Here is a 13,537-nt window from a genome sequence, read left to right as displayed (position 1 = left end):
TTCAAAACTATTGTTGCAATGGATCTTTGACTACAATTTTGCCGGATACGATATCATCCTTGATTGCTTTAACCTTGTCGATCACTTCTTGTCCAACAAAAGCATTCAGCGGAGATTCGCTATCACGTGTAACGTACGTCAGGCCTACACCGTCTTCTTTCAAACCATAGTTTACTGCACCTGCTTTGAAGTTGCCTTCTACAAAATCTTTCACAGTCTCATAAGCAACGGTATCCGTTGATTTCAATTGAGACAATACGATATGTTCCGGGTCTTCAACAGTACGGTCCGTATCCTGACCGGAAGTGTAGAAGCCTTTTTCTTTGGCTGCTTCGAACACGCCGAGATCGCCTACAGCGGATGCGCCAGCGATGAAGTCAGCGCCTTTGCCGAATTGTACCAGCGCCAATTCTTTTGCTTTGGCCGGGTCATTAAATCCACCTACATAGTTCACGAGGAATTCTGCATCTGGATTCACGGATTCCAATCCCGCTTTGAAACCTTCCGTATATTTCTTAATCAATGGTACATCCATTGCTGCAATCATGCCGACTTTGTCTGTTTTGGTGGACAATCCAGCAGCTGCACCGAGCAGGTACGCCCCTTCATATTCACGGAAACCAACGCTACGAACGTTAGGCAGATCAACGGTTGTATCTACAATCGCAAAGGACTTGTCCGGATTCTCTGCTGCGACTTTCTTCAATGCATCTTCCGCCTGGAAAGTGGCTGTAATAATCAGATCATAATTCTCGGCAACCGCAGCACGCAGATTTTGTTCAAATGCTGCCGGATCTGTCGATTCAATCGTCTTGGTGTCTACTTTGAATTCTTCGCCTGCTTTTTTGAAACCTTCATCCATCTGTACAAAGAAAGGGTTAACCCCTATTTTTTCGGGAAGTACAAGGGCCATCCGAAGAGATTTCTCCGAATCACTGCCTTGGGCGGATTGTTCGTCTTTGGAAGCCGAATTCCCACAAGCTGCCAACAAAATAGCCAACATGATGATCGATAAGACGAACGATAAACCTCTTTTCATTTTGAAAATACCCCTTTTCAACATTCTTTTTTCTTATCCTAGCGGATACTGTCGATCCTTGTCAATAAATCTTTGAGCGTATACACTCAAATAGAATATAATTGACAATTCGCTTTCTACCAAGCATTGGAAACCGTTCTGTATCAAGCTTTTTTTCGTTGACATCCAGCGCGTCTCCGTGCTAAAGTCAATCCAATTATTCTATTCTGATAGGAATTGTCAGAATTATAACCCAAAGCTGATTATTTTCCAACCCATTTTAAGGAGGCTATTCATTTGAAAAAAATCACCCAGATCACGTTGGCGGCCCTACTCGCCGCTCCGGTAACACTAGGCAGTCTTAGCTTGCCCGCTTCCGCTTCTGCAGCATCTGCAACTCCGGCTAAACCCACCACCTCACAAAGTGTCAAAGGACCGGTAGCTCAGGCGCCAGTTGCTTACACGGAAAGCGCAGCGGATTTTGCTCAATTCTTGCAAGCGAAATACAAAATTCAATTGCCGCAACAGATTACCAAAGGTGATTTCATTCAAGCCATTGCAGCCATCACGGAAGCAACTCAAGCAAGTGACAGTGCAGCCAAAGCTCCTGTCTTTACCGATCTGGCCTCTGGTGATTCTTCCTATGATGCTGCCGTATCCTTATTCAATAGTGGGGTTCTTACAGGCACAGAAGTACGTGCCAAGGATCAACTGAGCACTTATACTGCCGTCTTCATCGCGGTGAAAGCAGCCGGATTCAAGGAACTCGCTTATACATATCCCACAGAGAAAACAGCCAAAGCGCTTGCCAAAGCTGGCATTAACCCGAACCGTGTTCAGGGACAAGCCGCACAGGAACTGGCTGCGGCTATTGATACAGGCCTCATTCCCGAAAGCCTGTACCCCGCTCTCCTTAAGGGTGGCGTAGCAAGTAAAGATTTCGCTAATACTTTGCTTGGACGCGTACTGGTCAGTCAAGGGAAATACAAACATGAGATTGGGCGTTCCGGCGATGCGGACATCTATTCCAAATTGTATGCTGCATATCGCACAGCGGATCTGATCGAATCACCTGAGCTGAGAAAAATTGTGGATCAGGCCCTGCGAGATGATCTCGTAACAGGTTACAATCTGAAGGATAGCCGCTTTGATTCCAACTTTATCGATGAACTGACACTTACCTACGGCCACGATAATATTCAACATGCTGTACAGTTGGTTGGTTTGCTGCGTAGCGAAGGTATTGATGCTGATGTGCAATTCCAGCCGAAGACATCTGCCTTCATTTATTTGAAGGAATGGGGCGAGCCAAAGGAAACGCCTGATTATAAAGTGACACAGATCGAGAACGGCAACTATATCGCTTCTGCGAAGGAATATGATATTCAGTTTGAGTTCAACAATGTGGCAGACAAAGTTCGCTTCAATGACATTGTGCTGAAATATGCTAAAAAGAACAGTGACAGTACCTTTCCACTGATTCTCAGCTCCTGGTGGCAACCGTTGTATTATTCACCAACCGCATTGGCGAACTATCCGGTCATTTCCAATAATAAGATCGCGCTTGGCAATTACTATGCTCAGTCCTTCTCTCTGAAAGAGAATGCCAAAGCCATTCGGGAAGGTTTCCTGAAGCTGGCACCCGATGCAGACATTACGACGTATGACTTCTGGGTCGACCAACCTTTCTTCAACTATCTGAACGGTGGTTCCGAATAAGATAAGTTCCATCTCCAACCGAATTAAAGCTCGTATTTTGCCATTATAAACCTCCGTCTTTACCGAATTTTACAGGGATTTCGCCCCCTGGATTCGTAAAGGCGGTTTTTTGTTCAGCATTTTGCAAATTTCTTCTAAAAAATCATTTTCCCCATGCAGGAATTACCAATATAAGGTCGAATCCTATATGTACACAAACACGCAATCATATTGCATATCTCCGCACGAACAGGAGTTACTCCATGGTATATGACGGTATTCTACTAGGCTTGATCGTTGGATTTTTTCGGGGCGGGTTGCGGCATGGGCTCAACCAGTTTGCAGCACTCAAGCTGCGAAGCGGCTGGATTTTCCCTGTATTGTTGCTAATCCAGTTCTTTATTTTCTATCTCCAGGAACGTTTCGAATGGGTGGCATCCATTAATGGATATCTCTTTGCTGCCGTCTACATCACAGGGCTCGCTTTCCTGTGGCTCAACAGACACCATACCGGTTTCATGCTCATCTGGGTTGGGGTATTTCTCAATTTTGCCGTGATGGCAGTAAACGGTGGGCGCATGCCTGTTTCTGTGGAAGCCTCCGCTGTACTGGGACCCTATTATGTAGACATGCTCCGGGAAGGCGGCGCCGTATCAAAGCATTTTATGATGGATGCATCTACAAATCTGCCTTTTCTCGGTGATATCATCCCACTCTCCAGCCCTTATCCACGGACTCAGGTGATCAGTATCGGTGATGTGGTCATGAACGTTGGCATATTCCTTTTTATCCAATACATGATGGTGAATCGGGACAAAAAGGCTGTGCAACCTGCTAAAACTCATCAGGCTTGAAGAAACAGGTAGACTCCAAGGAAGGGAGGTCTTCTCCATGAAAAAATTTGAAGGTGTGAAATATTCCCGCATTGTCATCAACGCAATCATCGTGGCTTCTGTCGTTGTAGCGTTAACTTCGGGATACAAGCTGGGCGGCTAGTATCCATACCGCCAAACAAGACAAACAGGCTGCCAGCGGCCTGTTTTTTCTTTCTGGATTTTTGCCAGGCAACTTGGTATGTTATACATCTATATAGTATACACCGATACAAGAACACCAATTATAAACACATCAAGATTAGACTAAACCCAAGCAGGAGATTTTTATGAACTTTATTCGTAACCTTATCCATAAGGCAGATCGAAGCAGTCTGTATGTTATTTTGCTTAGTTGTACCGGGATCGGTGTTTTTCTGTACATGAACAAGTGGTCTTACCTTCATCTAACCACGGCGGATTGGGTCATGGTCTACACCATGCTGGGTGCGGCGTTAATTCTGGATTATTTCACGTTCCAGATTCCACCCAAAGGCAATCAGCAATCCATGGATTCATCGGTATACCTTGCCTGTATATTCATGTTTGGCGGAGCTTTCAGTTTATCTGTACTGCTTCCTGTCTCCATCATCCTGTTAATCAAAGAGCGCAAGCTCACCTGGTGGAAACACATTGTCAATTTCAGCATCTACAGTCTCATGATTACAGGAGCAGCTGCCGTTTTTGAGTGGACTGGCGGGCAATCGGGAACTCTGGATGGCTATAATCTGATTCCTTATTTTGCAGCGCTCGCAGCCTACTTCATCATCAACACGATCACACTTGGCTTATTCTTTCATTTCTCAACAAAGGATGCATTACAGCAGATGAAGCGGGCATTCGTTACCGAATCCCTGCTGGTTTATTTATGTACGCTGATTCTGGCACTTGTCCTGACGATTCTGGTTGTACACAATGGCGTGCTCGGTCTGTTGTTGTATCTGAGTCTCAGTATTCTGCTCTCCCATGCATTCAAGCAGTTGTTTGTCATGTATCAGACCATTGAGGAGAAGGCTAACACGGATCAACGCACAGGTCTGTTCAACCATAGTTATTTTGAAAGTATGTTGGAAAATGAACTGACTACCGCTCGTACGCAGGGAACACCGCTCTGTCTGGGGCTTATTGATATTGATGATTTCAAAAAGTATAACGATCGGTTTGGCCACCTTCAAGGTGACAGTCTGCTAGCCCTGCTGGGGGATTTTCTGATGCGAAAGACGGAAGGCACACCTGTTACCGCCTTTCGTTATGGAGGGGAAGAGTTTACTTTGCTCATGCCAGGCATGGAGTTGGACGAATCCTACAGGTTCATGAACAAACTGCGTAAACAACTGAACGACACGCCGTTTGAAGGCGTTGAAGTGTTTCCACACGGTTGTCTCTCCTTCTCTGCTGGCGTCGCGCCCTATCAGGTGGATATGTATAACAAATCCCAGCTGGTGGATCAGGCGGATAAAGCACTGTATTATGCGAAGAAACAGGGCAAGAACAACGTGCACCGCCACGGCAGCAATGATGGCATGGAACATGAGATTGATCTGGTACAGGACGTTCGTGACATCGAGCAGCAGCTCAATCTGTTCAGATACAAGGATATGGATACGTTTAAACATTCCAAAAGGGTCTACAAATATGCACTGGATATCAGTGAATTGCTCGCACTGGACAATGCGGAAAAACGTCGTTTCGTGCTGGGAGCACTGATTCATGACATCGGCAAACTGGAGATTCCTTGGTCCATTCTGAACAAAAAGGACAAGCTCACCGCAGAAGAATGGGAAACGATCAAAGGACATGTCACCTGGGGCAAAAAAATGGTGATCACGAACGATCGCTTCGCCGATCTGATTCCGTATATTGAACTTCACCACGAGCGTTATGATGGCAAAGGCTATCCTTACGGCCTGAAGGGTAACGAGATTCCCCGGCTCTGCCGGATGCTGACCGTGATTGACTCCTTTGATGCCATGACGACAGAGCGGCCGTATCAGGAAACCAAGAACGTGGAAGAAGCGATTCGGGAGCTACGCTCATGTTCGGGTACACAGTTCGATCCGGAGCTAGCCGAGTTGTTCATTCAATATATTGAGAAAAGAACCGCTCAGCAACAGTTGCAGTAAAATAAATGGAGCTTCTTCTATCCCCCCTGAAAAAGTCAAAGCGCTATCCCCGGTCTGATCGGAGATAGCGCCATTTTCATTTTCATGGAATGAATCGTACACCAGACAACTTCATTCTCGTGCAGATTCTACATTAAGATTTGGTATTCAGCTCATGTGAGGTCTGATGCAGCTCTTTAATCATCTGCTGCAAAAACATGTTGTCTTGGCGACTGATACCGTGCTGATTGTCTTGAACAAGCATCTGATGAATGTTCTTTTTGAGCAATTCACTGCGACGTTCCAATACTTCTTGACTCATGTTGTTGCGTCACTCCTTAACATGTTTTGTAATGAATTCACGTTCTATATTAAGTATAGAGGACCTTCTCCGATAGGGAAAACGGACTCAGCCTTCCTCAGCTGGTCACACCAACCCTCACCTAGCGTGACAACATTTCACCCCTTATCGTTCTTAGATATCCTTCTAAATACTCCCTGATCCTCCCCAGCATTCCCCAAAGACACAGACTAGGGTCTTGGACAACCTTGCGTTATAATGGTCCCATCCCTGTATAAATAAAGTACCTAATTAAGCTAATCCTAGATCAAAGGAGTTCTGCATTCATGTCCTATAAACAAATCAAATGGATGATTCTGCTGATCCCCACATTCACGGTTGGCATTTGGGAATACATTCGCCATCAGTTTCTGATGCCATACCTATCGATGGATGCAGGAAACTGGTTAACACCCCTTATCGTTTACCTCGTCAGCGTGACACTGCTCAGCCGATTGTTCCACATGCTCGAAGGTGCCAGGGCTGCTCTGGAGCAGGAACGTGCGGCGAAAGCAGCGCTGGAGGCTCGTGACCAATTGGCACGGGAACTTCACGACGGCATATCTCAGTCTCTTTTCCTGCTGTCAGTGAAGACCGATAAAGCAGGCCGTAGTCTGGCAGGGAGCGGATATGAGCATGAGATCCAGGAGATTCAAAAAACCGTGCATGAAGTCAATACATATGTAAGGCAAGCTATTGCCCAGTTGCGTTTTGTTCCCTCCTCTACGGTGGCACCCGAGATTATTTCACTGCATGCGCAGGTCGAAGTGCTCGTCAAGGAAACGGTACCTGGCGCACAGATTCATTGGGACCTCAGGGGTGTAACGTTCTCTGCCAAGGAACAAGTGGAACTGCTCGCCTGTATCCGGGAGGGACTACTGAATGTACGCAAACATGCGCAGGCTACCCGCGTTCAGGTTCATGCGGAAGGTAACCCAATTGCTTGGTTCATTTATATTCAGGATAATGGGAATGGACTAAGTGGAGATCCTATTCATCTGAAGGATCGGTACGGACTGCGAATTACGAAGGAGCGTGCTGCCGAGATGGGTTGGTCTTTTACCCTCGATTCAAGACCGGGGCATACACGAATGACGATAGGAAAGGAGCATTCTTAATATGGAACATGTACGTGTACTGGTGGTTGATGATCATGCGCATGCGCGTGAAGCGATCTGTAGCATTTTATCCGAGGACAGCCTGTTTGAAGTGATTGGTACAGCTTCGAATGGACAGGAAGCGCTGGAGCTCACCGGGCAATGGATGCCTGACCTAATCCTGATGGACGTGCAGATGCCGGATATGGATGGGCTGGAAGCCACCCGTCAGATCAAGCTGCGATTCCCTTATGTTATTGTTGTTATGGTCACGGTATCGGATGATGTGACCTTTCTGTTCGAAGCATTGAAACAAGGCGCTCAAGGCTATTTGCTCAAAAATCTAACGCCTTCCACCTGGCTTGAATACCTGCGCGCCATCGTCAGTGACGATGCACCGCTCAGTAAGGAACTGGCCTACCGGATTTTGCAGGAGTTTCCCGCACCACGCAGTGAAGATGTGCAAGATAACCCGCTAACAGCGCGGGAACTTGAGATTCTGCAATGGGTATCCGCGGGATATACCAATCGAGAGATCGCCGATCAACTCGGTATTTCAGACCAGACGGTGAAGAATCATCTCAAAAACATTTTGCAGAAGCTCCAGCTTGAAAACCGGGTACAACTCACCCGCTATGCGCTAGAGAGCGGGCTTGCAGGACGTAAACTTCGCAAATAAACATTGTTGCTTCGGATTCACAGACGCCTCAGACATAGGTGAGAAATGACATAGCATTCATGCTTTTGTCACAATTATGTAGACCAAATCGTTTTTTTATAGCCCAATGTAGTCATACGCAGTCATTTTGGACAAAGTTATAATGGGTTAGATTGTGTTTAAAGGACCATGAATGACTACAAATCTATAACCTGAGGGTGATGATTTTTTGATTTTTACACGCTTTACCCTGAATTGGGGCAAACGGCACTGGGCATTGGTCACCTGTCTGTTGCTCGTGTGCTGCCTTGTTATGCCACAGTGGGCATCTGCCCATGCTTATATTGTTAAGGCTTCGCCAGGAGAAAATGAGATCCTCGTAGCTGCTCCGGAACGGCTGACGCTGGAGTTCAACGAATCCTTGCAGACGGCTTTTTATGATATCAAAATTACCGGTCCTGACGGTACTCAAGCAGACGATGGAAAAGTTCAAATTGATGTGGATCGCCCTCATATTCTGGAGACTGGCCTGCGGGCTGGACTCGGGAACGGGACTTATGCCGTTAACTGGAAAGCTGTGTCTGCCGATGGGCACCCAATTCAAGGGGCATATGTTTTTCATATCGGTGAACCTTCCGGATCGCCTGCTGGGCTAAGTGATCTAACATCCGGTTCCGGTTCAACAGGCGGGCCGCTGAAATGGATCGTATCCCTGACAGACTGGATTCAGTATCTCGGATTGTCTGTTATTCTGGGGGCACTTGCATTCTTACTGCTACGAATTGCACCGACATCCATGACAAGAGAACCTATGGACGTTCCGGGCAGCTACAGATTGTTATGGATCAGCTATGCTGCTGCTTCCTTTGCCGCTCTGGTCAGCCTGCCACTGAATACGTTATATGAATCTGGTGTGGCTCTGAGCGAACTAAGCTGGGCACTTATTGGAAGTGCGCTCAAACTAACGTCTTTTGGCCAGATCTGGATGTTACAGATACTCCTTGTAATGCTGCTGGCCGTCACGATTCTCTCCGGATATGATCGCGATCGATCCATCCGTGCTCGCATCTGGTCTTCTTACGGGTCACTCGTGCTCGTGCTTGGATGGCTGTTCACTCATGCCATGACGGGACATCCGGCTGCGGCGGATCAACGTGCGCTGGCGATTGCCATGGATTTCATACATCTAATTGGTGCTGCTTTCTGGATTGGCGCACTAACCGCCATGGCGATATGTCTGCCTCCACTGGCGGATAAGCTGCCATCGAAGGTGCGGGGAGAGGTCTACTGGGTTGCTATTCGCAGGTTTACCGCCTGGGGAATTGGCGCCGTAGCCGCTCTGGTTGCTACAGGAATATACAGCAGTCTGATTATTCTACCAGCACCTCTGCTGACTTCCTTGTTCACTACAGCTTATGGCCTTGTCCTGATCGGCAAGATCGTCCTGCTTATTGTGATGGTTCTCTTTGCATGGCGTCATGCCAGATTAGCAAGAGCAGCAACGGGGAGCAGATTATCCGGCAGCCTGAAAGCCGAGCTTGCTACTGGTGCTGTGATTCTCGCCCTTGCTGCCGTACTAACACACCTGTCTCCGGGACAACCAGCAGCAGTCGGTCCGTATCAGGAGACAAAGACTACGGAAGATGGCTCAGCGATCACACTTCAGGTGAGTCCCAATGTGACGGGAGAGAACCAATTTGAAGTCGATGTGAAACGTGCAGATGGCAGTATCGTTAACGATCTGGAACAGATCACACTGTCACTCACACATCTGGACATGGATATGGGGATCTATGAGATTACCATTCCGAAAAACGACACTGGTGTGTACAAGGCTGAAGATTACATCTCCATGCCTGGACGTTGGAAAATCAAGGTACATCTTCTGACCAAAACGCTGGATGCACTGGATGCCGAATTTGAGATCGACACCGCCAACCCATAGTTACACAACGTTTATATTGAAAAGTGACCCAATCTAAAATTAGTGTTTCTACAAACTGCAAATGTAGTGAAGGGAACGAAATTGATTCTGGAGAAGCGAAGCACTCGCCTTTATTCCCGGATTTCATCTTACTAAATATAAATTGAACTAATGTTTGCACTGAAACGGAGAGGACAGAAAAAACCTGAAAAAGCGAAGCGTTCGCCTAAAAGCTTTCTGAAAGAAAGCTGCTTCGGAAGCATATGCTATCACCGGATTTTCCCTTTGAGAAAAGGGAATCAAAAAAATCTGGGGATAACAGCGATTGGAGGGTTATTCTGTCATCGGAATGTATGTGTAAACCATCTTTTGTTCAATTTGTTGAATCAAAAAAATCCGGGAATAACGGTGATCGAAAGAACCATTCGTAACCGAACGGTGCCTTTGCAGAACGTAGACACTCATTTAAGAAAATGGGCCGCATCATATATGATAAGAACTGAGAGGGGTTATTTATTTTGAAGAAAACATCATGGATTTCCAAACTGACATCCACTATCGCAACAGGTACCGCAGCATTCATGTTATTCGCCGGATTCGCGAGCGCTCACGTTACCGTTAGCCCATCCGTTGCACAGACAAGCGCATGGCAGACGTACACGATTAAGATTCCATCCGAGAAAGAACTGCCTACAACCAAGATCACCATGAAAGTTCCAGAAGGTGTTGCATTCAAGCAATATCAACCACTGGCGGGCTGGAAAATCACTACAGAGAAGAACGATTCCAATGAAGTAACATCGATTACGTGGGAAATTGACGGCGATAATGAAGGCATTCTGGCAGGACAATTCCAGCAGTTCAACTTCGTTGCACAGAACCCTAAGGCGGAAGCTGAAGTAGCTTGGGATGCCTTCCAATACTACAGTGATGGCAGCATCGTAGAATGGACAGGCCAACCAAGTGACGCCAATCCGCACAGTATCACGACGATTAGTGAAGATCCGGCTGCTGCTGGTAATGCTGCGGCAGGTGGAGGTCATGCCAATGAAGGGCATGATAGTGCAGGTACAGAAGCAGGCACTGGTGATAACGCAGCTAACGACGATAGTAAAGCAAACGATGACACCACGCTGGGCGATGCACTCAATGACACCGTTACAGGTGAGCCAAACAACACGGATACAGACCCGGGTACACTGAAACTTCAACAAGCAACATTGATCGTATCCATTCTGGCTCTGATTCTGTCCTTCCTGGGAATCGCGTTGGCTACACGTCGCAAAAAACGTTAAGAACTAACTTACATTTTTACGAAAACCTGAGACAAGTTGAGATTAGAAAAAAGCCTATGGTGTCGGGATCAAACCCGATATGCCATAGGCTTTTTTAGCTATCATCATCTTGATTGGCTATCCATGTTCTTTACAATCGTGGTTTAGGCACTAATCATGCCGCTCCACGGTCACATTAATATCCACGCTGATTACCATCCGCAATATGGCATCAGCCTTACCACTCTTTAGCGTTCCTGATCCGTCTGGATCATGATCTCGATATATTGCAGCAAGCTTTTCTTCTGCATTTCGATGGATTGAATACGTTTGGACAGGCCCGCAAAAAACTCTTCAATCTGCTGCCTTGTATAATCAGCAGACTGCCCTTTCCAATCGTTCAGGCGACTGTATAGCGCCCTCGCTTCCTGTTCATCGGCTTGCAGACGGGCAAGCAGCTGTGTCAGTTCTTTTTCCGCAATTCGAAGATCATTCAATTCCACCAGCAATTGTCCACCCACTTGCGTTCCCCTCCCCCATGTACGTGATAGCGACATTTAACCAACCTGATTCCTAATTAAAATGAACCGGACTCTCGTCCGCCTGCCGGAAGGCATCTGCTTTCTCATCAATAAAGCTCAGGAACTGGCTGGTATGTTTCATATGCCATGTGCTAAGTTCTTGAATCGACGCGTCCAGTTGGGTGACAATTGGCTCCAGCCTGCGACTACGGCTTGTATGCAGGTATTGAGCCATGCGGCTCCTTACCTGATTCAGCTCAGCATTGCATTGCTGTGCATTTTGTTTCCACCGGGAAGCGACACTTTTCAGTTCTTCGGGCGTTACCTGAATCAAACCGGAAGCGCCTCCCACTGCAGCCATACCGCCGCCAGACTTGGAACGTAACGGACCGAAGTTCTTGCTGAACGGTCCCATGTGATCCATAAGGCGCGGTGAATAGCGGATTCTCTCTCCGGTGATCGGATCATACAGGTCATTGGATATGTAACCATTTTTGAAATCATATTGATCCAGACTGTGATAGTTTTCCCCGCCAAATGAGTTCTTGGCCTTATCGATAATGCCCACTCCATCATTGGCATCCTCATAATTGGAATTAATGTAGAAGGTCGATCCTACATGCCGGTCATATCCTCCCAATGTTCCGCTGGCTACCAGATCACTGGGATTGGCATAGTTCACAACCTGCCCGTCAAACTCACCCGATTCAGCCCGGCGCCGCATTTCTGGAGTCAAATTCCCCATTACCGATGGTGCACTGAACGTCACGGCTGGAATTCCTGTATAAGCAGACGCATATTGTGCATTTCCCCCGCCCAAGGAATGTCCGGTCATCGAGAAATTCAGGTCCTTATGCTTGTTCTGCATGTGATTTGCGTAGTCTTCGGATTGATACATCTGATTGGCCCAGCCTGTAGGGGAAACGGTCTTTTCAATATCCTTTACGCGATCACCCGTCCAGTTCTCCACGTCTCTTACCCTGTCACCAGCCCAATTCTCCACTTTGGATATGCCTGTGAAGTCCTTGACGCCTTGGACCCCTTTGTCGAGCCAATCCGGCGTAAGATTATTAACAAAATTCCCAGCCTCCTGCTGACCCTTACGAATCAACTCTCCGCCCCCAATACGGCCATCCATGACAAAGTCAGGTACAGACCGATCCAAGGACGCACTTCCTTCTGTACCACGATAAGCAATGACCGCTTCCTTGGTCTCGGGATTATAAAAGGTTACGGCATCAAAACCGGAAAGTTTGTTGCTTTCCGTCCCCTCAAGGACCTCCCATCCGGGGAGTTCCGTTAATTTGTCTCCAGCCTTTTGATCCTGGTAGGCCAGATCAGACATCGTTTTATACGTTTCATCATCAATATTGGACCCGTTACTCAATAACTACACCTCCCTTTATTTGGCGTATGGATCGTGTCCCTTGGCCATCATCACTTTCTCAATCTCAGGGCTAATGACCAGGTTCTTGGTTACCTTCTTTTTGTAGTCGTACGAAATGCCAAAGCTCTGATCTTCATGATCTTTCACATGGCCTTTCAGACCAATCTGGGACACTGCCATTTCCGGCAACAACTCTTTGCTTGTAATCACAACATCCAGTTCAAACTTCTGCTTGAAGTGCTGAATTACGGTTGCTTCAGCTTCTTGGTATAAAGCTTCCTTCTCACTTGCATTCATGTTCTGACAACCTCCCAGAAATATAGTAAACACTATCATTAGTGTGAATAAACCCTTCAACCATCCTGCACGTTTAATACGAATCCCCCCTCTTGGTAGAATCGAGGCATTCACTATATGTGAAGTACACCCTATTCATCTGTTACCTGCATCATAGTACAAAATCAACATGAGCCATATCGGCTAACAGGATCGTTTTCATGTAACTTTCTTCCTATATGATTCAAATAGGACACTTTGGTGTACATTACCCACTTTCCTAATTCTTGCATCAGTTTAGCTTCTCGGCTTTCCATATATAACAAAAAAGCATCCTTTTCTACACATATTGTGTAGAAAAGAAAGCCTT

General features: G+C 46.7%; 12 protein-coding genes. 7 read left to right on the top strand and 5 right to left on the bottom strand.

Annotation, left to right across the window (positions count from 1 at the left end):
• Positions 1-7 precede the first annotated feature (7 nt).
• The gene (locus tag BLS69_RS26710) at positions 8-1,039 is read right to left on the bottom strand and encodes a BMP family lipoprotein (RefSeq protein WP_017691014.1); all 1,032 of its coding nucleotides are present in this window, start codon (positions 1,037-1,039) and stop codon (positions 8-10) included.
• A 276-nt stretch (positions 1,040-1,315) separates the two neighbouring features.
• Between BLS69_RS26710 and BLS69_RS26705 the strand changes: the two genes are divergently transcribed.
• From BLS69_RS26705 to BLS69_RS26695, 3 genes are all read left to right on the top strand, one after another.
• Entirely contained in the window at positions 1,316-2,737 is a 1,422-nt protein-coding gene (locus tag BLS69_RS26705; RefSeq protein WP_091038129.1) for a hypothetical protein, read from the top strand.
• Between the two features lie 242 nt (positions 2,738-2,979).
• Complete coding sequence (locus BLS69_RS26700) at positions 2,980-3,570, top strand: DUF5317 domain-containing protein (protein WP_091038128.1); 591 nt, start codon at positions 2,980-2,982, stop codon at positions 3,568-3,570.
• A gap of 308 nt (positions 3,571-3,878) precedes the next feature.
• Positions 3,879-5,711: a bifunctional diguanylate cyclase/phosphohydrolase gene (locus tag BLS69_RS26695; protein WP_091038126.1), complete on the top strand. Its 1,833-nt coding sequence runs from the start codon at positions 3,879-3,881 to the stop codon at positions 5,709-5,711.
• A gap of 133 nt (positions 5,712-5,844) precedes the next feature.
• Here the strand turns inward: BLS69_RS26695 and BLS69_RS32335 are convergent, their stop codons facing one another.
• Positions 5,845-6,012, bottom strand: a complete 168-nt coding sequence (locus tag BLS69_RS32335) for a hypothetical protein (protein WP_017691019.1) — start codon at positions 6,010-6,012, stop codon at positions 5,845-5,847.
• 305 nt (positions 6,013-6,317) lie between these two features.
• On the opposite strand from BLS69_RS32335, the gene BLS69_RS26690 reads away from it, so the two are divergent.
• The 4 genes from BLS69_RS26690 to BLS69_RS26675 all read left to right on the top strand — a co-directional run bounded on the left by BLS69_RS26690 (position 6,318) and on the right by BLS69_RS26675 (position 11,004).
• Positions 6,318-7,148, top strand: a complete 831-nt coding sequence (locus BLS69_RS26690; RefSeq protein WP_091038125.1) for a sensor histidine kinase — start codon at positions 6,318-6,320, stop codon at positions 7,146-7,148.
• 1 nt (position 7,149) lies between these two features.
• Entirely contained in the window at positions 7,150-7,806 is a 657-nt protein-coding gene (locus BLS69_RS26685) for a response regulator (RefSeq protein WP_017691021.1), read from the top strand.
• 208 nt (positions 7,807-8,014) lie between these two features.
• Complete coding sequence (locus tag BLS69_RS26680) at positions 8,015-9,730, top strand: copper resistance CopC/CopD family protein (RefSeq protein WP_091038123.1); 1,716 nt, start codon at positions 8,015-8,017, stop codon at positions 9,728-9,730.
• A 497-nt stretch (positions 9,731-10,227) separates the two neighbouring features.
• Complete coding sequence (locus BLS69_RS26675; protein WP_240768287.1) at positions 10,228-11,004, top strand: YcnI family copper-binding membrane protein; 777 nt, start codon at positions 10,228-10,230, stop codon at positions 11,002-11,004.
• A 227-nt stretch (positions 11,005-11,231) separates the two neighbouring features.
• On the opposite strand, the gene BLS69_RS26670 is transcribed toward BLS69_RS26675, so the two are convergent.
• Genes BLS69_RS26670 through BLS69_RS26660 form a run of 3 tightly spaced genes read right to left on the bottom strand, consistent with a single transcriptional unit; the run spans position 11,232 to position 13,188 of the window.
• The gene (locus tag BLS69_RS26670; RefSeq protein WP_091018402.1) at positions 11,232-11,504 is read right to left on the bottom strand and encodes a hypothetical protein; all 273 of its coding nucleotides are present in this window, start codon (positions 11,502-11,504) and stop codon (positions 11,232-11,234) included.
• A 52-nt stretch (positions 11,505-11,556) separates the two neighbouring features.
• Positions 11,557-12,891, bottom strand: coding sequence for a Tle-like phospholipase domain-containing protein (locus BLS69_RS26665; protein ID WP_256332434.1), 1,335 nt, complete (start codon positions 12,889-12,891; stop codon positions 11,557-11,559).
• Positions 12,892-12,906: 15 nt separating this feature from the next.
• Positions 12,907-13,188, bottom strand: coding sequence for a hypothetical protein (locus BLS69_RS26660; protein ID WP_091038121.1), 282 nt, complete (start codon positions 13,186-13,188; stop codon positions 12,907-12,909).
• Positions 13,189-13,537: the final 349 nt, after the last annotated feature.

Source organism: Paenibacillus sp. CF095 (assembly GCF_900101225.1).
GTDB lineage: Bacteria > Bacillota > Bacilli > Paenibacillales > Paenibacillaceae > Paenibacillus.
This window is presented reverse-complemented; position numbering and strand designations above follow the sequence as displayed.

Bases quoted from the DNA above. Each gene is read 5' to 3' on its own strand.
- BLS69_RS26710 (WP_017691014.1), bottom strand. From the start codon at position 1,039: ATGAAAAGAGGTTTATCGTTCGTCTTATCGATCATCATGTTGGCTATT.
- BLS69_RS26700 (WP_091038128.1), top strand. From the start codon at position 2,980: ATGGTATATGACGGTATTCTACTAGGCTTGATCGTTGGATTTTTTCGG.
- BLS69_RS26695 (WP_091038126.1), top strand. From the start codon at position 3,879: ATGAACTTTATTCGTAACCTTATCCATAAGGCAGATCGAAGCAGTCTG.
- BLS69_RS32335 (WP_017691019.1), bottom strand. From the start codon at position 6,012: ATGAGTCAAGAAGTATTGGAACGTCGCAGTGAATTGCTCAAAAAGAAC.
- BLS69_RS26690 (WP_091038125.1), top strand. From the start codon at position 6,318: ATGTCCTATAAACAAATCAAATGGATGATTCTGCTGATCCCCACATTC.
- BLS69_RS26685 (WP_017691021.1), top strand. From the start codon at position 7,150: ATGGAACATGTACGTGTACTGGTGGTTGATGATCATGCGCATGCGCGT.
- BLS69_RS26660 (WP_091038121.1), bottom strand. From the start codon at position 13,188: ATGAATGCAAGTGAGAAGGAAGCTTTATACCAAGAAGCTGAAGCAACC.